General features: G+C 53.3%; 22 protein-coding genes. 4 read left to right on the forward strand and 18 right to left on the reverse strand.

Going from position 1 to position 20,554, the window contains the following annotated elements; all coding sequences use genetic code 11:
* Positions 1-36: 36 nt before the first annotated feature.
* The 8 genes from nanA to zapE form a co-directional block, all read right to left on the reverse strand.
* A complete protein-coding gene (gene nanA, locus ACQ29O_RS20585) occupies positions 37-930 on the reverse strand; it encodes an N-acetylneuraminate lyase (RefSeq protein WP_001029665.1) in 894 nt (297 codons plus the stop codon).
* Between the two features lie 134 nt (positions 931-1,064).
* Entirely contained in the window at positions 1,065-1,856 is a 792-nt protein-coding gene (nanR, locus tag ACQ29O_RS20590; RefSeq protein WP_000382926.1) for a transcriptional regulator NanR, read from the reverse strand.
* Positions 1,857-1,964: 108 nt separating this feature from the next.
* Entirely contained in the window at positions 1,965-2,465 is a 501-nt protein-coding gene (gene sspB, locus ACQ29O_RS20595) for a ClpXP protease specificity-enhancing factor (protein ID WP_000366112.1), read from the reverse strand.
* Between the two features lie 5 nt (positions 2,466-2,470).
* Entirely contained in the window at positions 2,471-3,109 is a 639-nt protein-coding gene (sspA, locus tag ACQ29O_RS20600) for a stringent starvation protein SspA (protein WP_000257298.1), read from the reverse strand.
* Positions 3,110-3,395: 286 nt separating this feature from the next.
* Positions 3,396-4,124 (reverse strand): DUF695 domain-containing protein, encoded by a 729-nt coding sequence (locus tag ACQ29O_RS20605; RefSeq protein ID WP_077909781.1) that lies wholly within the window; start codon positions 4,122-4,124, stop codon positions 3,396-3,398.
* 199 nt (positions 4,125-4,323) lie between these two features.
* Positions 4,324-4,716, reverse strand: a complete 393-nt coding sequence (gene rpsI, locus ACQ29O_RS20610; protein WP_000829815.1) for a 30S ribosomal protein S9 — start codon at positions 4,714-4,716, stop codon at positions 4,324-4,326.
* Between the two features lie 15 nt (positions 4,717-4,731).
* Complete coding sequence (gene rplM, locus ACQ29O_RS20615) at positions 4,732-5,160, reverse strand: 50S ribosomal protein L13 (RefSeq protein ID WP_000847559.1); 429 nt, start codon at positions 5,158-5,160, stop codon at positions 4,732-4,734.
* A 301-nt stretch (positions 5,161-5,461) separates the two neighbouring features.
* Complete coding sequence (gene zapE, locus ACQ29O_RS20620) at positions 5,462-6,586, reverse strand: cell division protein ZapE (protein ID WP_020937201.1); 1,125 nt, start codon at positions 6,584-6,586, stop codon at positions 5,462-5,464.
* 192 nt (positions 6,587-6,778) lie between these two features.
* Between zapE and zapG the strand changes: the two genes are divergently transcribed.
* From zapG to degS, 3 genes are all read left to right on the forward strand, one after another.
* Positions 6,779-7,177, forward strand: coding sequence for a Z-ring associated protein ZapG (zapG, locus tag ACQ29O_RS20625; protein WP_001519074.1), 399 nt, complete (start codon positions 6,779-6,781; stop codon positions 7,175-7,177).
* A 156-nt stretch (positions 7,178-7,333) separates the two neighbouring features.
* Entirely contained in the window at positions 7,334-8,701 is a 1,368-nt protein-coding gene (degQ, locus tag ACQ29O_RS20630; RefSeq protein WP_000716690.1) for a serine endoprotease DegQ, read from the forward strand.
* A gap of 92 nt (positions 8,702-8,793) precedes the next feature.
* Positions 8,794-9,864, forward strand: a complete 1,071-nt coding sequence (degS, locus tag ACQ29O_RS20635) for an outer membrane-stress sensor serine endopeptidase DegS (RefSeq protein ID WP_000497705.1) — start codon at positions 8,794-8,796, stop codon at positions 9,862-9,864.
* Positions 9,865-9,897: 33 nt separating this feature from the next.
* On the opposite strand, the gene ACQ29O_RS20640 is transcribed toward degS, so the two are convergent.
* The 10 genes from ACQ29O_RS20640 to mdh all read right to left on the reverse strand — a co-directional run bounded on the left by ACQ29O_RS20640 (position 9,898) and on the right by mdh (position 19,505).
* Positions 9,898-10,629 (reverse strand): triphosphoribosyl-dephospho-CoA synthase, encoded by a 732-nt coding sequence (locus ACQ29O_RS20640; RefSeq protein ID WP_000602034.1) that lies wholly within the window; start codon positions 10,627-10,629, stop codon positions 9,898-9,900.
* Positions 10,630-10,648: 19 nt separating this feature from the next.
* The gene (locus tag ACQ29O_RS20645) at positions 10,649-11,950 is read right to left on the reverse strand and encodes an oxalacetate decarboxylase subunit beta (protein WP_000444887.1); all 1,302 of its coding nucleotides are present in this window, start codon (positions 11,948-11,950) and stop codon (positions 10,649-10,651) included.
* A 12-nt stretch (positions 11,951-11,962) separates the two neighbouring features.
* Positions 11,963-13,735, reverse strand: a complete 1,773-nt coding sequence (gene oadA / locus ACQ29O_RS20650) for a sodium-extruding oxaloacetate decarboxylase subunit alpha (protein WP_343095986.1) — start codon at positions 13,733-13,735, stop codon at positions 11,963-11,965.
* A 15-nt stretch (positions 13,736-13,750) separates the two neighbouring features.
* On the reverse strand, positions 13,751-13,996 hold the full coding sequence (locus ACQ29O_RS20655) for an oxaloacetate decarboxylase subunit gamma (RefSeq protein WP_000180121.1): 246 nt from the start codon (positions 13,994-13,996) through the stop codon (positions 13,751-13,753).
* 156 nt (positions 13,997-14,152) lie between these two features.
* On the reverse strand, positions 14,153-14,755 hold the full coding sequence (ttdB, locus tag ACQ29O_RS20660; RefSeq protein ID WP_000162407.1) for a L(+)-tartrate dehydratase subunit beta: 603 nt from the start codon (positions 14,753-14,755) through the stop codon (positions 14,153-14,155).
* Positions 14,755-15,654: a L(+)-tartrate dehydratase subunit alpha gene (ttdA, locus tag ACQ29O_RS20665; RefSeq protein ID WP_020937202.1), complete on the reverse strand. Its 900-nt coding sequence runs from the start codon at positions 15,652-15,654 to the stop codon at positions 14,755-14,757. The genes ttdB and ttdA overlap by 1 nt, the downstream gene beginning before the upstream one ends.
* A gap of 32 nt (positions 15,655-15,686) precedes the next feature.
* Positions 15,687-16,955: an SLC13 family permease gene (locus tag ACQ29O_RS20670; protein WP_000433391.1), complete on the reverse strand. Its 1,269-nt coding sequence runs from the start codon at positions 16,953-16,955 to the stop codon at positions 15,687-15,689.
* A gap of 210 nt (positions 16,956-17,165) precedes the next feature.
* Positions 17,166-17,831 (reverse strand): GntR family transcriptional regulator, encoded by a 666-nt coding sequence (locus ACQ29O_RS20675; protein ID WP_001171585.1) that lies wholly within the window; start codon positions 17,829-17,831, stop codon positions 17,166-17,168.
* Positions 17,818-18,447 carry a GntR family transcriptional regulator gene (locus ACQ29O_RS20680; RefSeq protein ID WP_000723776.1) on the reverse strand — a complete coding sequence of 210 codons (630 nt, stop codon included), beginning with the start codon at positions 18,445-18,447 and terminating at the stop codon, positions 17,818-17,820. Before ACQ29O_RS20680 ends, ACQ29O_RS20675 begins: the two co-directional genes overlap by 14 nt.
* 119 nt (positions 18,448-18,566) lie before the next feature.
* A complete protein-coding gene (gene mdh / locus ACQ29O_RS20685; protein WP_000861586.1) occupies positions 18,567-19,505 on the reverse strand; it encodes a malate dehydrogenase in 939 nt (312 codons plus the stop codon).
* Between the two features lie 414 nt (positions 19,506-19,919).
* On the opposite strand from mdh, the gene argR reads away from it, so the two are divergent.
* The gene (gene argR, locus ACQ29O_RS20690) at positions 19,920-20,390 is read left to right on the forward strand and encodes a transcriptional regulator ArgR (RefSeq protein WP_001257855.1); all 471 of its coding nucleotides are present in this window, start codon (positions 19,920-19,922) and stop codon (positions 20,388-20,390) included.
* Positions 20,391-20,554: the final 164 nt, after the last annotated feature.

The raw sequence follows: 20,554 nt of genomic DNA on the forward strand, positions 1-20,554 counted from the left end.
AGGCCGGGCAAGCGTAGCGCCCCCGGCATTATGCTGTTACGCCTTTTCTTCCATCAGTTGTTGAGCCAGCGCCTTGAGCGCCGGCAGGTATTTTTCATCAACAGGCGCAAACGGTTTACGACACAGCGGCACCGATAGCACGTCCATATAATGCAGGACCGTTTTCAGGCCGCGGAATACGCCGGTTTTAATCAGTAAATCAATAACCTTATTGCACTCGGTTTGCAGGCGCTGCGCTTTCGCCACATCGCCCTCACGTAATGCCTGAACAATCCCCTGATAACGCCAGCCCATAATGTTGTATGTGCTGCCGATACCGCCGTCCGCGCCCGCCAGCAGACCGGAAGCGAAGATTTCGTCATAACCGTTGTACAGCACCAGATCCGGATGCGCGCGGCGGATCTGCTCCATCTGGAAGAGATCGCCGGAGGTTTGCTTCAGCGCGCTCACGCCCGGTAATGTCACCAGCGTATTGATCTGATCGAGGGTAAGTTTTACGCCGCTTAACGCCGGAATGTTGTATACCACCATCGGCAATCCATCTGCGGAATCAATGATTGCCCGATAATGGTCACAGTGCTCTTCAAAACTGAAAGGGTAATAAAAAGGCGTCACCGCAGAGACCGCATCAAAACCGTAACGCTTTGCGGCGCTGGCAAGCTGCTGGCTTTCTGCGGTGCTTACTGTCCCGACATGGGCGATCAACGTGATTTTTCCCTTCGCCTCTTCGGCGACAATCTCCAGTACCTGCTCTCTTTCAGCAAGGCTCTGTACGAATGCTTCCCCGGTGGAACCGCCAACGTACAGCCCGTCGATACCCTGCCCAATGTTAAAACGCACCAGACGGCGCAGGCTTTCGCTATCCAGTTGCTGCTGATGATCAAATGGGGTCAACAACGCCGCCATTACGCCTTGCAATGCTTTTGCCATACCTACCTCTACGGATGATGAATATATTAACTACCTACCTTTATACCTGTTATACCAGATCAAATAAGCAGCAAATAATACAGAACGCTTATAGTGCGATCTGCTTCACTAAACCGGGATCGGAGGTGCGATCGCTACCGCATTTTTTGACTTTTTTTACCGAGTGCGTGCCAGGTAGCGGAAACGCTATTGAGGTGGGTTTGCAGAGCGCGATCCGCTTTATCGGGATCTCGCTGGCGAATGGCATCAACAATCACAATATGCTGTTGATAACTCACGTTATTATGTTCATGCAGCTCACGATCGGGAACGCTTGGGCGAGCGGCGATTAGCCAGTCCAGCAGAGCAACATGAATAGCCATAAAGATCGGATTACCGGGAATTTCAGCCAACACCCGGTGAAACTCGACATCCGAACGAATAAACAGCGCGTTGTCATCCAGCGACTGGCTATTAATTTCCAGCGCTTTCGTTAACAACGCGATCTGCTCGTCGGTGGCATGTTCCGCCGCATAGCGTACCAGGCTGGATTCAAAGAAAAGCCGTAGCTGTTCAAAGTGAGCGATGCCGCCAGGATGAGTAAGAAAATCTTTCGCCATACCCGACAGTTCGCTGATGATGGTATCAGCAGAGGGGCGCGAGACGCGGGCGCGTTCGCCGTTATTGATTTGCACCAGACCTTTACGCTTCAGCGCAGCTAACGCTTCACGCACGGAGGGACGTCCCACATTGAAGAAGGCCATTAATTCACGTTCAGACGGTAGCTGTTCTCCCTCGCCAAACTCATGACGGCGGATCATCTGCTCCAGCTCTTCCTCAACCATTTCAGACAGTTTTTTACGCGCCAGCGGGCGGCGGCGCAAACTACGCCCGAGGGATGTCGGTGAATCTTCTGCTTGCGAATCAAATGCGTTCATAACGTCCATTCATGAGTGGTCGGTGGCAAATAATAGCAAGCTTATCGTAACACAGCTTCAAAAGCAGGGTGAACCCGCGAGGAGGCCAAACAAAACAGGCCCTTCAGGGCCTGTTGATTATTTTACTACGCGCAGTGCCGGACGTCCGCCACGCGGCGGAGGCGGCTCGTCATCAGGACTACTGTCGTCATCGTGGTCGGGCTTATCGCCATCAATGACGGACATCACGGTCTCGCTTTCCGCGCCTGCGGTATTGTCATCATCATTTAAGCTGACAACGTCTTCATCATAGGCGGCTTCAGGCTCAAACATGGTGCCTGCGCCGTTTTCACGGGCGTAAATCGCCAGCACCGCAGCCAAAGGCACAGAAACCTGACGGGGAACGCCGCCGAAGCGCGCATTAAAACGCACTTCATCATTAGACAGCTCCAGATTACCTACCGCCCGCGGCGCAATATTGAGGACGATTTGCCCATCGCGCGCATATTCCATAGGGACATGCACGCCAGGCAGCATCACATCCACCACCAGATGCGGAGTCAACTGGTTATCCAGCAACCACTCGTAGAAAGCACGCAACAGATAGGGACGACGCGGCGTCAACTGTGACAAATCCATACAGGTTAACCCCGACCGAGGCGCATTTCACGTTCAGCTTCGGTTAAAGAAGCCAGGAAAGAATCACGTTCAAAGACGCGGGTCATATAGCCTTTCAGCTCTTTCGCCCCTGCGCCGCTGAATTCAATACCCAACTGCGGTAAACGCCACAAGAGAGGCGCCAGGTAGCAATCAACCAGGCTGAATTCGTCGCTCAGGAAATACGGTTTCTGACCAAATACCGGCGCAATCGCCAGCAGCTCTTCACGCAGTTGTTTACGCGCAGAGTCGGCCTCGGAAGCAGACCCGTTTACGATGACGTTCATCAGCGTATACCAGTCTTTTTCAATACGGTGCATGTACAGACGGCTTTCACCGCGCGCGACCGGATAAACCGGCATCAGCGGCGGATGAGGGAAACGCTCATCCAGATATTCCATAATGATGCGAGATTCCCACAGGGTCAGCTCACGATCCACCAGTGTCGGAACGCTTTGATTCGGGTTGAGGTCAATCAGATCCTGAGGTGGATTGTCCTTTTCCACATGTTCGATCTCAAAACTAACACCCTTTTCAGCCAACACAATGCGGACCTGATGGCTATAGATGTCAGTAGGACCAGAAAACAGCGTCATTACCGAACGTTTGTTGGCAGCGACAGCCATGAAAACCTCCAGGTATATTCAGAATTTTTACTGCTACCAGCCACAATGTGACCAGCCAGATGTTATGTCACCCAGGGCGAAAAAAGCCATCATTGCTCAGAAACGAGACAAAAAATGAACATTCCCCGCTATTTGGGCAGAAAATTGGATGATAGTTTACCAGATTTTGTGACCTTTGTGGTGAGTCGATTCTGGAAATGAGGAAAAAGAGATATTCCTGGTCTGAAATGCTCGCCCCACCTGAGATATTGTCTTTCGCCTGTTATGCCTGTACTACCGGTGCGCCCTAGCCATCAAAACTGCCGCCATGTTTTTCAGCCAGATCGGTAAGCTGGCAAGTGATTTCTGTCATATGCCATTGTTGCGGAGCATCGGTGCTGATAAAAGACGCCATAAACCCCTGTTGCGGGTCATTCATTCGAATACTGACCAGCGTTATGCCATACGGTAATGCAGCAATATCTTGCGCCAAGTCGCGCGCTGCGACCTCTGTAGGCAATGTCGCATAATAATCAATAGCGCGCGGAAGCGTCAGATCATCACCTTGTTCCTGTAATCCCCGGCACACACGGGAATCGTGTATCCAGTTCCAGTCGTATCGGGTTGGATACAAGAACTGGCGGTAAAAGTTTCCTTTATCATTGTGACTCTCTCTATAACTAAAAGAGATTTCCGGGCCACCAGCGAGCAATTTATCCAGCGTCTTTTCCCAGTTAAGATCCTCTTCCGACATGAACACAAAATCGCGCCAGCCTTGTTGGGTAACCACACCCACCAGCCAGATCGGAAACGTCTTCCCCTTTTCATCAAGCCAGTCCTCTATACGATTTAAACGCTGTGTTTCATCGGGCTGCGGTAAACCATTTTCATAACAGTTGGTGTAATGAACACGTAAGAACCCGGTATGGATAAGGCGATCAAATTTTTCATCCTGAATGGCGCCGATATCCACACGTATACCCGTAACATGGTCATCCACCGTTGTTATAAAGAATTCCCATTTATTCGACAGCATTAACGACTCTTTCTTAGTAAACAATGAGTTAAAAAATCCCACTGCGACTTCCTTTTCTCTGAGCGTGCATGAAAGATGAATAAGATGAGAATAATGCTAAAGATAGGGAGGAAAAGAGACTGGATTCGGACTTTAGCCATAAAAAAACCCGCCGAAGCGGGTTTTTTCGCTAACAGTTGTCTGCCGAAGCAGAACCCCATTAACGTTTGGAGAACTGCGGACGACGACGTGCTTTACGCAGGCCGACTTTCTTACGTTCAACCTGACGAGCGTCACGAGTAACGAAGCCAGCTTTACGCAGTTCGCCACGCAGGGACTCGTCGTACTCCATCAGAGCGCGGGTGATACCGTGACGGATCGCACCAGCCTGACCAGAGATACCACCACCTTTAACAGTGATGTACAGATCCAGTTTCTCAACCATGTCGACCAGTTCCAGCGGCTGACGAACTACCATGCGGGCAGTTTCACGACCGAAGTACTGTTCCAGAGAACGTTGGTTGATAACGATTTTACCGTTGCCCGGTTTGATGAACACGCGAGCTGCGGAACTTTTGCGGCGACCAGTGCCGTAGTATTGATTTTCAGCCATTGCCTATAATCCCGATTAGATGTCAAGAACTTGCGGTTGCTGTGCCGCGTGGTTGTGCTCGTTGCCCGCGTAAACTTTCAGTTTACGGAACATAGCACGACCCAGCGGGCCTTTTGGCAGCATGCCTTTAACCGCGATTTCAATCACACGCTCAGGACGGCGGGCAATCATCTCTTCAAAGGTCGCTTGTTTGATACCACCGATGTGGCCGGTGTGGTGATAGTACACTTTGTCAGTACGCTTGTTGCCGGTTACAGCAACTTTGTCAGCGTTCAGAACGATGATGTAATCACCAGTATCTACGTGCGGAGTGTATTCCGCTTTGTGCTTACCGCGCAGGCGACGAGCCAGTTCAGTAGCCAGACGGCCCAGAGTTTTACCGGTCGCGTCAACAACATACCAGTCGCGTTTTACGGTTTCTGGTTTAGCTGTAAAAGTTTTCATTAAAAGCTTACCCAAATAAATAAGTTACACGTTGGTGAACACCCAAACGTTTTAAATAGTTGAGGTTCACACGACAAAGTCCGGTAAACCTACCCCCTCGGATATGTTTGGCCGGCACAGAGAAAGTTTGGGAAAAAACTCTCTTGTAACGTGGGGTCGCAGGATTATAGAGAAGTCCAGGTCAAAGATCGACCCCTTTTTGCGATTTGCCGCGGGTTTTGTTCAGGCCTGGTTCACCCTCGGTCGGGGAGGTTGCACAGATATAATACCGCATAATGCCGGGGCGCTGCGCTTGTCCGGCTTACGGCATATGCTCCCGCTTGAGGTACTCCGCACTCTGCATCTCTTGCAGGCGTGACAGACAGCGCTGAAATTCAAACTTGAGCTGTTCCCCCTGATAAATTTCATATAACGGTGCGGCGGCGCTGACCACCAGCTTAACGTGGCGCTCGTAAAACTCATCCACCAGCGCAATAAAGCGGCGCGCTTCGTTCTCCATCAGCGGCGTCATGACCGGCACGTCAAACAGCAGAACCGTGTGAAATAACCTTGAGAGCGCAATGTAATCATGCTGGCTGCGGGCCTCGACGCACAGCGTAGCGAAAGAGACCGCTAGCGTTTGGTTTTCAACGCCCAGGGTGGATAAAGAGCGATGATTGATTTCCAGCGTCGGAGCGTGCTCGCGCGCGGCCCCCGCTAACGCCAGCCACAGTTTATCCATTTGCCGCCGGGTTTCATCATTAAGCGGCGTTAGCCATAAATGGGCCTGCGTCAGCGTCCGCAGCCGGTAATCGACGCCGGCGTCCACATTCATAATGTCGCAGTGCTGTTTAATGGCATCGATAGCCGGCAGGAAGCGGGCGCGTTGCAAACCGTTGCGGTAGAGTTCATCCGGCGGAATATTGGAGGTCGCGACCAGCGTAATGCCGCGTGCAAACAGCGCTTTCATTAAACCGCCCAGCAGCATGGCGTCGGTAATATCGGTGACGAAAAACTCATCGGAACACAGTACGTCCGTCTCGGTTTTAAACCGATCGGCAATAATGTCTAACGGATCGATCTGTCCCTGTAGCGCGGTAAGTTCTTCATGCACGCGCAGCATAAACCGATGAAAATGCAGGCGTAATTTTCGCTCACCCGGCAGGCTGTGGTAGAAGAGATCCATGAGCCAGGTTTTGCCGCGACCCACGCCCCCCCACATATACAGCCCGCGAACCGGTATTTGCGCGTCCGGTTCGTTTTTGCCTAATAATTTCCCCAGTCGCGCTATCAGTCCGCCGGGTGGCGTAGCCGACGATTTTTTCGCGGTGAGCGCCTGATAAAGGGTTTCCAGACGGTCGACCGCCTCTTTCTGTACGTCGTCAGGCTGATGGGTGCCTTCGTTGAGTGCCTGGAGATAACGCGATGTAGGGGAAAGGCTTTGCATAATGTTATTGTTATTCCTTGAAAATCTATGTGCCGTCGTTCACGGCTGACGAAAAAAAGGCCGTTCTACACTACGCGATATGCTGTCGGGATTCCACTTCTACGGAATTAGCGGTTATAGTGGCATAATCAGGCGCGGGCATGGAGCCTGGAGCCAACACCCTACGGAAACATAAGACAACGGGAGATGTTCATGACCTGGGAATATGCGCTAATTGGATTAGTCGTCGGTATCATCATTGGTGCCGTGGCCATGCGTTTTGGTAATCGTAAGTTACGTCAACAGCAGGCATTGCAGTACGAACTGGAAAAAAACAAAGCTGAGCTGGAAGAGTACCGTGAAGAGCTAGTTAGCCACTTTGCCCGCAGCGCGGAACTGCTGGATACCATGGCGCATGATTACCGCCAGCTGTATCAGCATATGGCGAAAAGCTCCAGCAGCCTGCTGCCGGAAATGTCTGCGGAGTCGAATCCGTTCCGTAACCGTCTGGCGGAGTCTGAGGCGAGCAACGATCAGGCGCCAGTACAAATGCCACGTGATTATTCTGAAGGCGCGTCTGGCCTGTTACGTAGCGGCGCAAAGCGCGATTAATCGCACGCCGTTAAGAAATTTATCGGGCGCATCGCTTGCGCCCTCGCTCTATCTTTCCTGTCCCAGCTATTATCATTGTTACCAGGCTGAAAATTCAATAACATCAATCTGTTTTGAATTGTCTATCCGTTCATTCAAGGTACGAGAGCAGCATCCATGAAAAAACACACCCAGCTGTTAAGTGCATTAGCGTTAAGTGTCGGGTTAACTCTTTCGGCGCCGTTTCCAGCCCTTGCATCGATACCAGGCCAGGTGCCAGGCCAGGCGACGCTGCCAAGCCTTGCCCCTATGCTGGAGAAAGTGCTGCCTGCTGTCGTCAGCGTAAAAGTCGAGGGAACCGCCGCCCAGAGCCAAAAAGTGCCGGAGGAGTTTAAAAAATTCTTTGGCGAGGATCTGCCAGACCAGCCGTCCCAGCCGTTTGAAGGACTCGGTTCGGGGGTGATTATCGATGCCGCGAAAGGCTATGTATTAACCAATAATCATGTGATTAATCAGGCACAGAAGATCAGTATTCAACTGAATGACGGACGCGAATTCGACGCGAAGCTGATCGGCGGCGACGACCAGAGCGATATCGCTCTGTTACAAATTCAGAATCCCAGCAAGTTAACGCAAATTGCCATCGCCGATTCCGACAAACTCCGCGTCGGCGATTTCGCCGTGGCGGTCGGTAATCCGTTTGGTCTAGGACAAACCGCCACCTCCGGGATTATTTCAGCGCTGGGACGCAGCGGGCTTAATCTGGAAGGGCTTGAGAACTTTATTCAAACCGATGCCTCTATTAACCGCGGCAACTCCGGCGGCGCGCTGCTTAACCTGAACGGCGAGCTGATCGGGATTAATACCGCGATCCTCGCGCCAGGGGGCGGGAGCATCGGCATTGGCTTTGCTATTCCTTCCAATATGGCGCAGACGCTGGCGCAGCAGTTGATTCAGTTCGGCGAAATCAAACGCGGATTGCTGGGAATTAAAGGCACTGAAATGACCGCTGATATCGCTAAGGCATTCAAACTGAACGTTCAGCGTGGCGCTTTTGTCAGCGAGGTTTTACCCAATTCAGGTTCGGCGAAGGCCGGGGTGAAATCCGGAGACGTGATTATCAGTCTTAACGGTAAGCCGCTGAATAGCTTTGCCGAACTGCGTTCGCGTATCGCCACCACCGAACCGGGCACGAAAGTGAAGCTGGGCCTGCTGCGCGATGGTAAGCCGCTGGAGGTGGAAGTCACGCTGGATTCCAATACCTCTTCTTCCGCCAGCGCCGAAATGATCGCCCCGGCGTTGCAAGGCGCGACGTTGAGCGACGGCCAGCTGAAAGACGGGACGAAAGGCGTTAAGGTTGATAGCGTCGAAAAAAGCAGTCCTGCCGCGCAGGCCGGTTTGCAAAAAGATGATGTTATCATCGGCGTTAACCGCGATCGCATCAGTTCTATCGCCGAAATGCGCAAAGTGATGGCGGCAAAACCGTCCATCATTGCTCTTCAGGTAGTACGCGGCAACGAGAACATTTATCTATTGCTGCGCTAATCCTGTCTTAAACCGGGCATCAGCCTGCGATGTGATGTCCGGTTAACTCATGGTATGCTGCTGCCGTTCCCTTTTTTAACGACGCCTCCATCATGTTTGTGAAGCTCTTACGTTCGGTCGCAATAGGTTTAATTGTCGGCGCTATTCTGTTGGCCGTCATGCCTTCTTTGCGCAAAATTAATCCTATCGCCGTCCCGCAATTCGACAGTACCGATGAGACGCCAGCCAGTTATAATTTTGCGGTTCGCCGCGCCGCGCCTGCCGTCGTCAACGTCTATAACCGCAGTATGAACAGTACCGCGCATAATCAACTGGAGATCCGCACGCTAGGTTCCGGCGTGATCATGGATCAACGCGGTTATATTATTACCAACAAGCACGTGATTAACGATGCCGATCAGATTATCGTCGCGCTACAGGATGGCCGCGTCTTTGAAGCGCTACTGGTTGGCTCCGATTCGCTTACCGATCTGGCGGTGCTGAAGATCAACGCCACTGGCGGGCTGCCTACCATCCCGATTAATACAAAGCGTACACCGCATATTGGCGACGTCGTACTGGCTATCGGCAACCCATATAATCTGGGACAGACCATCACCCAGGGGATCATCAGCGCAACGGGTCGTATCGGCCTGAACCCGACGGGGCGACAGAATTTTCTCCAGACCGACGCCTCGATTAACCACGGTAATTCCGGCGGCGCGCTGGTCAACTCGTTAGGCGAACTGATGGGGATCAACACCCTCTCTTTTGATAAGAGTAACGATGGCGAAACGCCGGAAGGCCTTGGTTTTGCGATTCCCTTCCAGCTAGCCACGAAAATTATGGATAAGCTTATCCGCGACGGTCGCGTGATTCGCGGCTATATCGGTATTGGCGGACGAGAAATCGCGCCGCTGCACGCGCAGCAGGGTAGCGGCATGGACCCGATTCAGGGCATTGTCGTTAATGAAGTGACGCCAAACGGCCCCGCCGCGCTTGCCGGTATTCAGGTTAATGATTTGATTATTTCGGTCAATAATAAACCCGCTGTGTCCGCGCTGGAGACGATGGATCAGGTGGCGGAAATCCGCCCGGGCTCCGTCATTCCGGTCGTGGTAATGCGGGATGATAAGCAGCTCACGTTCCAGGTGACGGTGCAGGAATACCCGGCGTCGAACTAAAACGACGCGGCTTTTGCCCGCGTCGTTCGACGACTAGTCAATAAAGACTGGCCCTGCCGGAAAATGCGCCAGGAAACTCGTGAAGATCAGCAGAGCGGGGAGACTTTTCTCCCCGACGGCTTCTTCACGCAGCGCCTTATCCAGTACAAGCAGGCTATGCTCCCCCCCTTCCCCCAAAATGCCGCCCATCCAGAGCAGTCGTTGCGCCTGTTGACGCGCATACTGCGATGCGCTTTTCCAGGCAACCAGATGCAGCAACGTTTGTAACAGCAGGATCCGAGACGCGTGACCATCGCGTTGTAATCGCCTGAATACGGGTAATGCAATACTACGTACCGTCGAGAAACCGCTCGCCGCCTCCCCCTCAATCGGCGATAAACCAACAGCCGCCTGTTTGACGAAATCGCATAACTGATTGTGTGTTAATGGCCGCTCGCCTGCGCTCATATACCCTGCGGCAAAACAGAGTAACCCGATACCCTGAGCCCAATCGGTCGATGGCAGAATCCCCTGCGGAACATTCGGTGCCGACGTCTGTGCGGCACAAAGCCCCTCGTCGTAACACTGTGCAAAACGTTGCTCATATATTGCTGAGTTGACGCCAGACCACGGCAGCAAATGCAGTGCTGGCTCAAGCTCAGTTATCTGATTCACCGTCTCAACAACATAACGCAAGATGGTTTCTCTGGATGGCATGGATGTACCTTGCCGAAACGCAACCATTTCACTCATTACTGTGTCCTCATTTTGCGGGAGCAGAATCACTGCTCCCGATTAGATTGGATTACATTGCCAGCACGTACTTCAGCATCACGCCCGCGGCAATGGCCGAACCGATAACCCCCGCCACGTTCGGGCCCATCGCGTGCATCAGCAGGAAGTTCTGCGGGTCCGACTCCAGGCCCACCTTGTTCGATACGCGTGCCGCCATCGGCACCGCCGACACCCCCGCCGAACCGATAAGCGGGTTGATTTTGTTCTTACTGCACAGGTTCATCAGCTTCGCCATCAGCACCCCGGCCGCCGTCCCAATCCCGAACGCAATCACACCCAGCAGCAGAATGCCCAGCGTCTGCGGCTGCAAAAACTTATCCGCCACCAGCTTCGCGCCCACCGACAGCCCGAGGAAGATGGTCACGATATTAATCAGCCCGTTCTGTACCGTGTCGCTCAGACGCTCCACCACGCCGCTTTCACGCATCAGGTTGCCAAAGCAGAACATCCCCAGCAGCGGCGCGGCGTCCGGCAGCAGCAGGGCCACCAGTAGTAACAGCACCACCGGGAAGAGGATTTTTTCCCGCTTACTCACCGTGCGCAGCTGCACCATGCGGATTTTGCGCTCTTTCTCGCTGGTCAGCGCGCGCATAATCGGTGGCTGGATTAACGGCACCAGCGCCATATACGAGTACGCCGCCACCGCGATGGCCCCCAGCAGCTCCGGCGCCAGCTTGCCCGACAGATAAATCGCCGTCGGGCCGTCCGCGCCGCCGATGATGCCGATTGCCGCCGCCTGCGGCAGGGTGAAGGAAATCAGGCCGAAGTAGTTCAGCGTCAGCGCCCCCAGCACGGTGGCGAAGATGCCGAACTGCGCCGCCGCGCCGAGCAGCAGGGTGCGCGGGTTGGCCAGCAGCGGGCCGAAGTCGGTCATCGCGCCGACGCCCATAAAGATGACCAGCGGCGCGACACCGGAGCCAATCGCCACTTTGTAGAACAACGCCAGCACCCCCGGTGTATAGCCCATGTCCACCGCCAGGTTCTCCATCTGGCTCTGCACCGACGGCAGCGCCAGCGCTAATGCCTCTTTAATGGCGTGCACGTCCGGCGCGCAGTTGAGCTTCGCGGCAATCACCGCCAGTTGCCCGGCGTCGTGGTGCGCCAGCAGGCTCTCCAGAGCGGTCAGCGCCATACCCGCTTCCGGGATATTGGAGAGCAGGCCGCCGAAGCCAATCGGCAGCAGCAGTAACGGTTCGAACTTCTTCGCAATCGCCAGCCACAGCAGCAGCAGGCTGACCAGCAGCATGATGGCCTGGCCTGCGCCAAGGTGCATCAGCCCCATGCCCTGAAGCAGGGCGTTCAGACTTTCCATTTCAGTTCTCCGTTACGCCAGCGTCATCAGGGTGTCGCCCACGGAGACCGCGTCCCCGGACTTCACCGCGATACCGCGTACCGTCCCGGCCTGCGCGGCGCGGATTTCGGTTTCCATCTTCATGGCTTCCAGAATCAGCAGCACGTCGCCTTCGGCCACGCTCTGGCCCTCGGTGGCAATCACCTTCCAGATGTTGCCCGCCAGCGGCGCGGTGACCGGGGTGCCGGCGCCTGCCGGGGCAACCGGGGATGCCGCCTGAACCGGCGCAGACGAAGCCGCCGTCAGCTGGCTGATATCGCCGCCGTCGCTGACCTTCACCACAAAGGCTTTGCCTTCCACTTCCACGGTGTAGATACCGGAAGCGGCAGGCTTCTCTGCTTTTGTCACCGGCTGCGCGGCTTCCGCCTGCGGTACCGGCTCAAACGCCGCCGGGTTGTGGCGGTTTTCGAGGAATTTGAGGCCAATCTGCGGGAACAGCGCCACGGTGAGCACGTCGTCGATGGCGTTTCCCGCAAGCTGAATGCCCTTCTCCTGCGCCTGGCGCCTGACGTCCGCTTCCAGTTCAGCCAGTTCCGGCTTCAGCAGGTCCGCCGGGCGGCAGGTCACCGGAGCGCCCCCTTCCAGCACGCGGGCCTGTAACGCGGCGTTCACCGGCACCGGGGTGTGGCCGTATTCGCCTTTCAGAATGCCCGCCGTTTCTTTGGCAATGGTTTTGTAGCGCTCGCCGGTCAGGACATTGAGCACCGCCTGGGTGCCGACAATCTGCGAGGTCGGGGTCACCAGCGGGATAAAGCCGAGGTCCTCGCGCACGCGGGGGATTTCCGCCAGCACCTGGTCGAGTTTGTCCGCCGCGTTCTGCTGCTTCAGCTGGCTTTCGAGGTTGGTGAGCATTCCGCCCGGTACCTGGGCCACCAGAATACGGCTGTCGTAGCCCTTCAGCTGGCCTTCAAAGGCGTGATACTTTTTGCGCACCTCGCGGAAGTACGCGGCGATATTTTCCAGCTTCAGGATATCCAGCCCGGTGTCGTGCTCAGTACCTGCCAACGTCGCCACCAGCGCTTCGGTGGCCGGGCGGCCGTAGGTGGCGCTCATGGAGGAAATCGCCGTGTCCACGCCGTCAACACCCGCCTCGATAGCCTTCAGCAGGGCCATCTCCGCCATCCCGGTGGTGGCGTGACAGTGCAGGTGCAGGCGCACGTCATAGCGTTTTTTGATTTCGCTCACCAGCTCATACGCCGCCATCGGCGTGAGAATGCCGGACATATCCTTGATGGCGATGGAATCGACGCCGGTCTCTAACAACTGTTCGGTTAAATCCAGCCAGGTCTGCAGGGTGTGCGCCGGGCTGGTGGTATAGCTCAGCGTGCCCTGGGCGTGCGCGCCGTGGCTGCGCACCGCCTGCAGGGCGGCCTTCATATTGCGCGGGTCGTTCATGGCATCGAAGACGCGGAACACGTCCATGCCGTTTTTCACCGCCCGCTCAACGAAGCGTTCCACCACATCATCGGCGTAATGGCGGTAGCCGAGCAGGTTCTGGCCGCGCAGCAGCATCTGCAGGGGAGTCTTCGGCATGGCCTTTTTAAGCTCGCGCAGGCGCAGCCACGGGTCTTCGCCGAGAAAGCGGATACAGGCGTCAAAGGTGGCGCCGCCCCAGCACTCCAGCGACCCGTAGCCCACGTCATCGAGCGCGGCGGCAATCGGCAGCATGTCATCAAGGCGCAGGCGGGTGGCGAACAGGGACTGGTGGGCGTCACGCAGGACGACGTCGGTAATGGCAATGGTCATGGATCCCTCCGGGAATTAAGCGTTAAGGCGGTGATGGTGGTGGATAGCGGCGGCAATCACCGGCTTTAAGCGGGTGAAGTCGTCCACGACGGGAACGGCACGCGGTGCGGGCGCGGCGACGGGTTCCGGGAAGAAGCGAGTAATCACGGCAGACATGCCGCGGATGGCGAAAATCAGCAGGAACAGAAACGCCAGCACGAACCCCATGCCGAGGAACATCAGGGTGAAGCCTTCACCTAATAGCAGAGCTGCATTAGTCATAAAATAGCCTTCAGGCAGGAGGCACGATAATGGGGCTATTTATGACGATGAAATAATAAGAGTGGATTTCCCTGAGCCGCCCCCGGCCAGAGCCCTTGGTTATTATTATCGTCATAACGTATTACCACCATTATCGTGCAATTTACGTAATCAGGTTTATTTGATGAAACTTACGTTCTGGCATATTTCATCAGCGACGATCTCTTTACGCTGATTAAAAATAATTTTGTTCTGTTCAAACAGATTATTCCCATGGGTATCAATAGAAACAATCAGCGGGCCAAACTCTTTAACCCGACAGAGCCACAGAGTTTCCGGCATCCCCAGATCGCGCCATTGGGCATCTTCAATTTCTTCCACGCACACGGCGGCTACAACCGCACAACCGGCAGGGAATACGCAGTGCAGCGCTTTGTGTTCAGCACAGCCCTCTTCGGTACCTTTACCCACAATTAATTTCACGCCGGTCTGCGCAATAAATTCTTTTTCGAATTTCTCCATACGCATGCTGGTGGTTGGTCCAACGGAGACCATTTCAAACTTATCGTCTTCGCCTTTAATTGGGCGGACAATGGGGCCAGCGTGTAAAATAGCGCCGCCGCGAACATCTACCGGAAGCTCGCGACCACCTTCAATTAAACGGCGATGGGCTACGTCACGGCAGGTAACAATATGACCATTGAGATAAATAATATCGCCAGCCTTAATATCCGCTAAATCTTCATCTTTAATTGGCGTAGTCAGGATTTTTTTAGTCATCAGAAATTCACTCCGCTGTGAGACGTAATGGTGTAATTCAAATCTTTATCGAAAACGATATGCCCTTTACGGTGCGACCAGCAGCCGACGTTTACCGCCACGCCGATGGTAGAAGGATGACGCGCGGTGTTTTCAATGTTCACGCCCATAACGGAGGTATTACCGGACATCCCCTGCGGCCCCAGGCCAATTTTGTTAATGCCTTCTTCCAGCATTTTTTCCAGCGAGGCTGCACGCTCATTCTCGTTATGCGAACCGATCGGACGCATCAGCGCTTTTTTCGATAGCAGTGCCGCCGTTTCAACAGAGGTCGCTACGCCCACGCCAACCAGCAGCGGCGGACACGCGTTGAGGCCGTAGCTGGTCATCACATCCAGTACAAAGCGGGTCACACCTTCATAGCCTGCACCCGGCATCAGCACCATCGCTTTCCCCGGCAGGGAACAACCGCCGCCCGCCATATAGGTATAAATGCTGCACTGATCGGAATTGGGAACGATCTCCCAGAAGACCGTCGGCGTACCTTTACCCACGTTTTTACCGGTGTTGTATTCATCAAAAGTTTCTACGCTGTTGTGGCGCAGCGGAGAATCGACAGTTGCTTTGATCACCGCCTCACGCAACAACGCTTCCAGCTCGCCAATCAGCGGAAAGTTCGTCCCGCACTCCACCAGAAACTGAATGACACCGGTGTCCTGGCAGGAAGGTCGATCCAGCTCTTTCGCCAGACGCTGGTTCTCAATCATGGTAGTAAAGATGACGTCGGCCAGTTTACTGGTCTCTTTCTCATGCAAATCTTCCAGTTTTGCAGTGACATCATCAGGCAAAACTTTGCCGGTATATCCCACAAACTTGGCCATAACGTCGGTCATATGGGATATCTGTTCACTTTTGCTCATAAATGCTCCTTAGTCAGAACAGCTTCCGTTAATTACGGATGAAAAGGGAAAAGGATTGGCAGCAGGATCAAGCTGACAATGGTTGAAACGATAATCAGGGGGATACCGGCCTTAGCGTAGTCGACAAATTTATAGCCACCCGCGGAGAGCACCATCATGTTGGCAGGCATACCGATAGGGGTTGCGTAGGCGCAGGAACCGCCAATGACCGTCGCCATCAGAACCGCACGCGGGTCGGCCCCCATACCTGCGGCAATGGACAAACTCACCGGCACCAATAGCGCTGTCGTTGCGGTATTGGACATAAAGTTGGTCATCACAACGGATAAGGCGAAAACGGCGATCAGCAACATGAACGGTGAAGAGTTTTGCCCCAGCATGCCGATTACATAGTCCGCAACCAGCTTGCCTGCCCCGGTCATTTCCAGCGCTTTTGCCAGCGCCAGGGTGCCGCCAAAGATAAAAATAGTCTGTGAATCAATGGCTTTATGGGCCTGTTTTTCCGTGAGTACGCCGGTAACTACCAGCACAAGAGCGCCAATACAACCGGTCACGGCCAGGCTGACACCGATCTTCTTCTCAAAGATCATGCCGAGGATCGTTGCGATCAACACCACCAGTGAGAGCCGTTGTTTCCACTGTGGAACATGGCTGTAGTCACGTTGCTCCCCGACGCTCCCCACCTCACCGCCGGTCGCATTATTCGGCAGAAAGCGATAGCCAATAGTCAGGAAGTAGAGAATGCCGCAGATGAGCATCGGGAGACCGATTTTTGCGTATTCAAAAAAGCCAAAGCCGCCGCCAATATTCTGTAGCGCAGACTGCGCGATAAGATTTCCCGGCGCGCCAATTAACGACAGGTTACCGCCCAACGCAGCGGCGAAAACCAGCGGCATCAGTAGACGAGAACGCGAGAAGCCCGATTTTGCCGCCACGCCGATCACCACCGGAATCAAAACCGCAGCGGTACCGGTGTTAGAGAGGACGCCAGACATCAAACCCACCACCACCATAATGGTGAAGATCAGCTGTTTTTCTGTTTTCGCGAAGCGCGTGATGACGCCGCCCACTTTGTTTGCCATACCGGTCTCGAACAACGCACCGCCCACGATGAACATCGCGACAAAGAGGATAACGTTAGTGTCGATAAAGCCAGCAAAGGCCTGTTTGATATTCAGAACGCCGGTGATCACTAAGGCCACGCAGACAATCATGGAAGTGACGGCAAGTGGCACTTTTTCCCATACAAACATGACGATAGCGAACACCAATAAACATAAGGTAAGGGTAATGGGTTCCATATTTATAATTATCCAATCAATGATATATGATATTGTATCCAATGTTGACAGGGAGAAATTATTCCCATACAAAAACTAAGTCAAATCGTTTCTCAGGAAAGATGCAGGAGTGGGATCTACATCAAGATCGTGGTTAGATCGTTACTGGACGTGATTAATAGAATTGAAGAATTGGTTGAAGCGCCTGCGATGCTCACGCAGGCGAAAAGATCAGGCAGAAGGGTCACCAACATAGCGGGTCAGCATATTCTCCATTGAGCGAATAATGTGTTCGCGCATGCGCTGGCGTGCCAATGTTTCATCATGAAGTTCAAGAGCTTGCAGAATACTTTTATGTTCCTGAATGGAAATCACGGCATACTCTTCTTCGGTGACCTTATGGCCCATCGACAGGCCGTTCCACATATTACAGAGCAACATTTTCATTTTTTCGTTGCCAGCAACATTCCATATTTCCATATGAAATGCCTGATTCAGGTCGGAGTATTCCGCCGAGTTATTTTCCGCGAGAGCCTTTTCAGCGGCATAATGCACCTGGGCTATCCGCGAGATATCGGTGCCAGGACGAGAAGCTTTAGCCACCGCCTCACTTTCTAACAGCGCGCGAATTTCATAGTGTTCACGGATCGTTTGTTCATTGATGCCCAACACCACCGCCCCTTTATTAGGGCGCACTTTTATCAGCCCATCCGCCGCCAGAATCTGAAACGCCTCGCGCACTGGCATACTGGACACGCCGACCATTCTGGCAATGCCTTCTAACGTAATCTCCTGCCCTTCTACTAACTCCCTCGAAAGAATCGCTTTACGCAGCACTGCCGCGACCTGTTCTTTCGCTGAAAGAAGCTTAATCTTCCCTAACTTAGGCTTCTGCACTTTCCCAATCCTTCATATGTTGACGCATTATTTCTGCTAAAGAGAGGAAATAACGCTGCATAACTTGCCCAATCTCATCACGCCGCCCCTGGCGTATGACGTCAGCCAGTTCAGCGAAAAGCTGCGCCGACTCCTGATTATCTTTTTTCAGATGCAAAATAACATAAGAGACATAACCGTCCAGGAACTGCTGATACACCTTTTCCAGATAGCGGTTATTCACATAAGAAATCAGCATCGCATGACACTCCAGTTCGCAGGATTTGTCTTCTGCGACAGCCAGCGCTTGCGCACGTATCAGGAGGGCATCGCCTACTTCGCTGGGTATCAGCGAAAACATTTCGGCGGCCATCGCGGCAATTACGCGAAAAATATGGCTCACGCGATCGGCCTCAAGATGCGCGACCTGCATGTGCCTGTTGGGCAGTCGGATTAAAAAACCTTCCTGTTCGAGTGACTGTAGCGCTTCTCGAACCGGCATTCGTGAAAGACCAAGCTGCTCCGCAATACTTTCCTGCGCGAGTTCTTCTCCCGCTTTTATATTGCCGGAAAGAATTTCATAGCGAAGCATTTGCGTAATGTGATCGCGGGTTTGCGTTCTTTGGATCTTTTTCACGACGTTCTCGTTAATAACCGATAAGACGTGAGGAGTTTAGCAGATTTAGTACTTGATTTCGTGGCTTGTTTACAGTCAAAGAAGCCGGAGCAAAAGCCCCGGCATCGGGCAGGAACAGCTTATTTATTAATAAAATCTTCACCCAACTGAATATCTTTTTTCAGCGTATCCAGCATAGCGTCCAGCGAATGTTGCTCGAAAGCGCTCAGTGTGCCGATGGATTTACGCTCTTCTACACCGTTTTTACCCAGCAGCAGCGGCTGAGAGAAGAAACGGGCATACTGACCGTCGCCTTCCACATAGGCGCATTCCACCACGCCTTTTTCGCCCTGCAGAGCGCGAACCAGAGAAAGACCGAAACGCGCGGCAGCCTGGCCCATAGAGAGGGTTGCCGATCCGCCGCCGGCTTTCGCCTCGACGACTTCAGTACCGGCGTTCTGAATACGTTTAGTCAGCTCGGCCGCTTCTTGTTCGGTAAAACTTACGCCTGGAATCTGCGACAGCAGCGGCAGAATCGTCACGCCGGAGTGTCCGCCAATCACCGGAACTTCAACTTCCGTTGGCAGCTTACCTTTCAGCTCTGCGACAAAGGTATTAGAGCGGATGATATCCAGCGTGGTAACGCCAAACAGTTTGTTTTTGTCGTATACGCCTGCTTTTTTCAGCACTTCCGCCGCAATCGCAACGGTGGTGTTCACCGGGTTGGTGATAATGCCCACGCACGCTTTCGGGCAGGTTTTAGCGATCTGCTGCACCAGGTTTTTCACGATGCCAGCGTTAACGTTAAACAGGTCGGAGCGGTCCATACCCGGCTTACGCGCCACACCCGCAGAAATCAGTACTACGTCAGCGCCTTCAAGCGCCGGGGTTGCGTCTTCACCGGAGAAACCTTTGATTTTTACAGCGGTGGGGATGTGGCTCAAATCAACGGCCACACCGGGAGTCACTGGAGCGATGTCGTACAGGGAGAGTTCTGAACCTGAAGGCAGTTGGTTTTTTAAAAGTAATGCCAGCGCCTGACCGATACCACCAGCAGCGCCGAGGACTGCGACTTTCATCCTAAACTCCTTATTATATGATTAGCTAAGTGTCTATTGCTCCGCGGCGGCGACCTTAATTCACAAATTCAATGATTACAATCCTCACTCATCAAGAATGCGGAGTCGCGCAATTTTGGCTTTTATGCATTTAATTTGCGTAATCCGGATCGACTGCAACCAGAGAGCAACGTTCCTACAGGTGGTGACAATATACCCTACTATCCTCTCAAAACAACATCATTTTGATAACAATTAATTTACTTTTAATCTTATTTGCGAGGCGTGACACAGGCATGTTTCTTGATAACGAAATTTGATAAAATTCCGCTCTTTCATAACATTATTTCAGCCTTAAACAAGGCAGACTGTTTGCATAAAAATTCATCTGTATGCACAATAATGTTGTTTCTACCGCCATATTACGGGTGACTTATGCGAAGCTCGGCTAAACAAAAAGAACTAGTAAGAGCGTTTAAAGCGCTCCTCAAAGAAGAAAAATTCAGCTCACAGGGCGAAATCGTCCTCGCGTTGCAGGATCAGGGCTTTGAAAATATCAATCAGTCCAAGGTCTCGCGCATGTTGACTAAGTTCGGCGCAGTGCGTACACGTAACGCAAAAATGGAAATGGTGTACTGTCTTCCGGCTGAACTGGGCGTCCCAACAACATCCAGTCCGTTGAAAAATCTGGTGCTGGATATCGACTATAACGACGCTGTCGTGGTGATTCATACCAGCCCCGGCGCGGCACAACTCATCGCGCGCCTGCTGGATTCACTGGGGAAAGCAGAAGGTATTCTCGGCACGATTGCCGGCGACGATACTATCTTCACTACGCCTGCCAGCGGCTTTTCCGTAAGAGATCTGTACGAAGCCATTCTGGAACTTTTTGAACAAGAGCTTTAGTCCCACTTCCTCCGTCGTCGTACGGCGGAGGCACCTTTTTGTCCTCTCCCCTCGCCGCTTTCCTGTACGGCTATCATTTGGCAAATCATGCCCTTAAACATTCACCGCATGAATGACAAATCAAAAAAACGCACAAAATGTCAAATTTTTTAACCTATTGATTT

This window comes from Salmonella sp. GDC200615, assembly GCF_050574145.1.
Classification (GTDB): domain Bacteria; phylum Pseudomonadota; class Gammaproteobacteria; order Enterobacterales; family Enterobacteriaceae; genus Salmonella; species Salmonella enterica.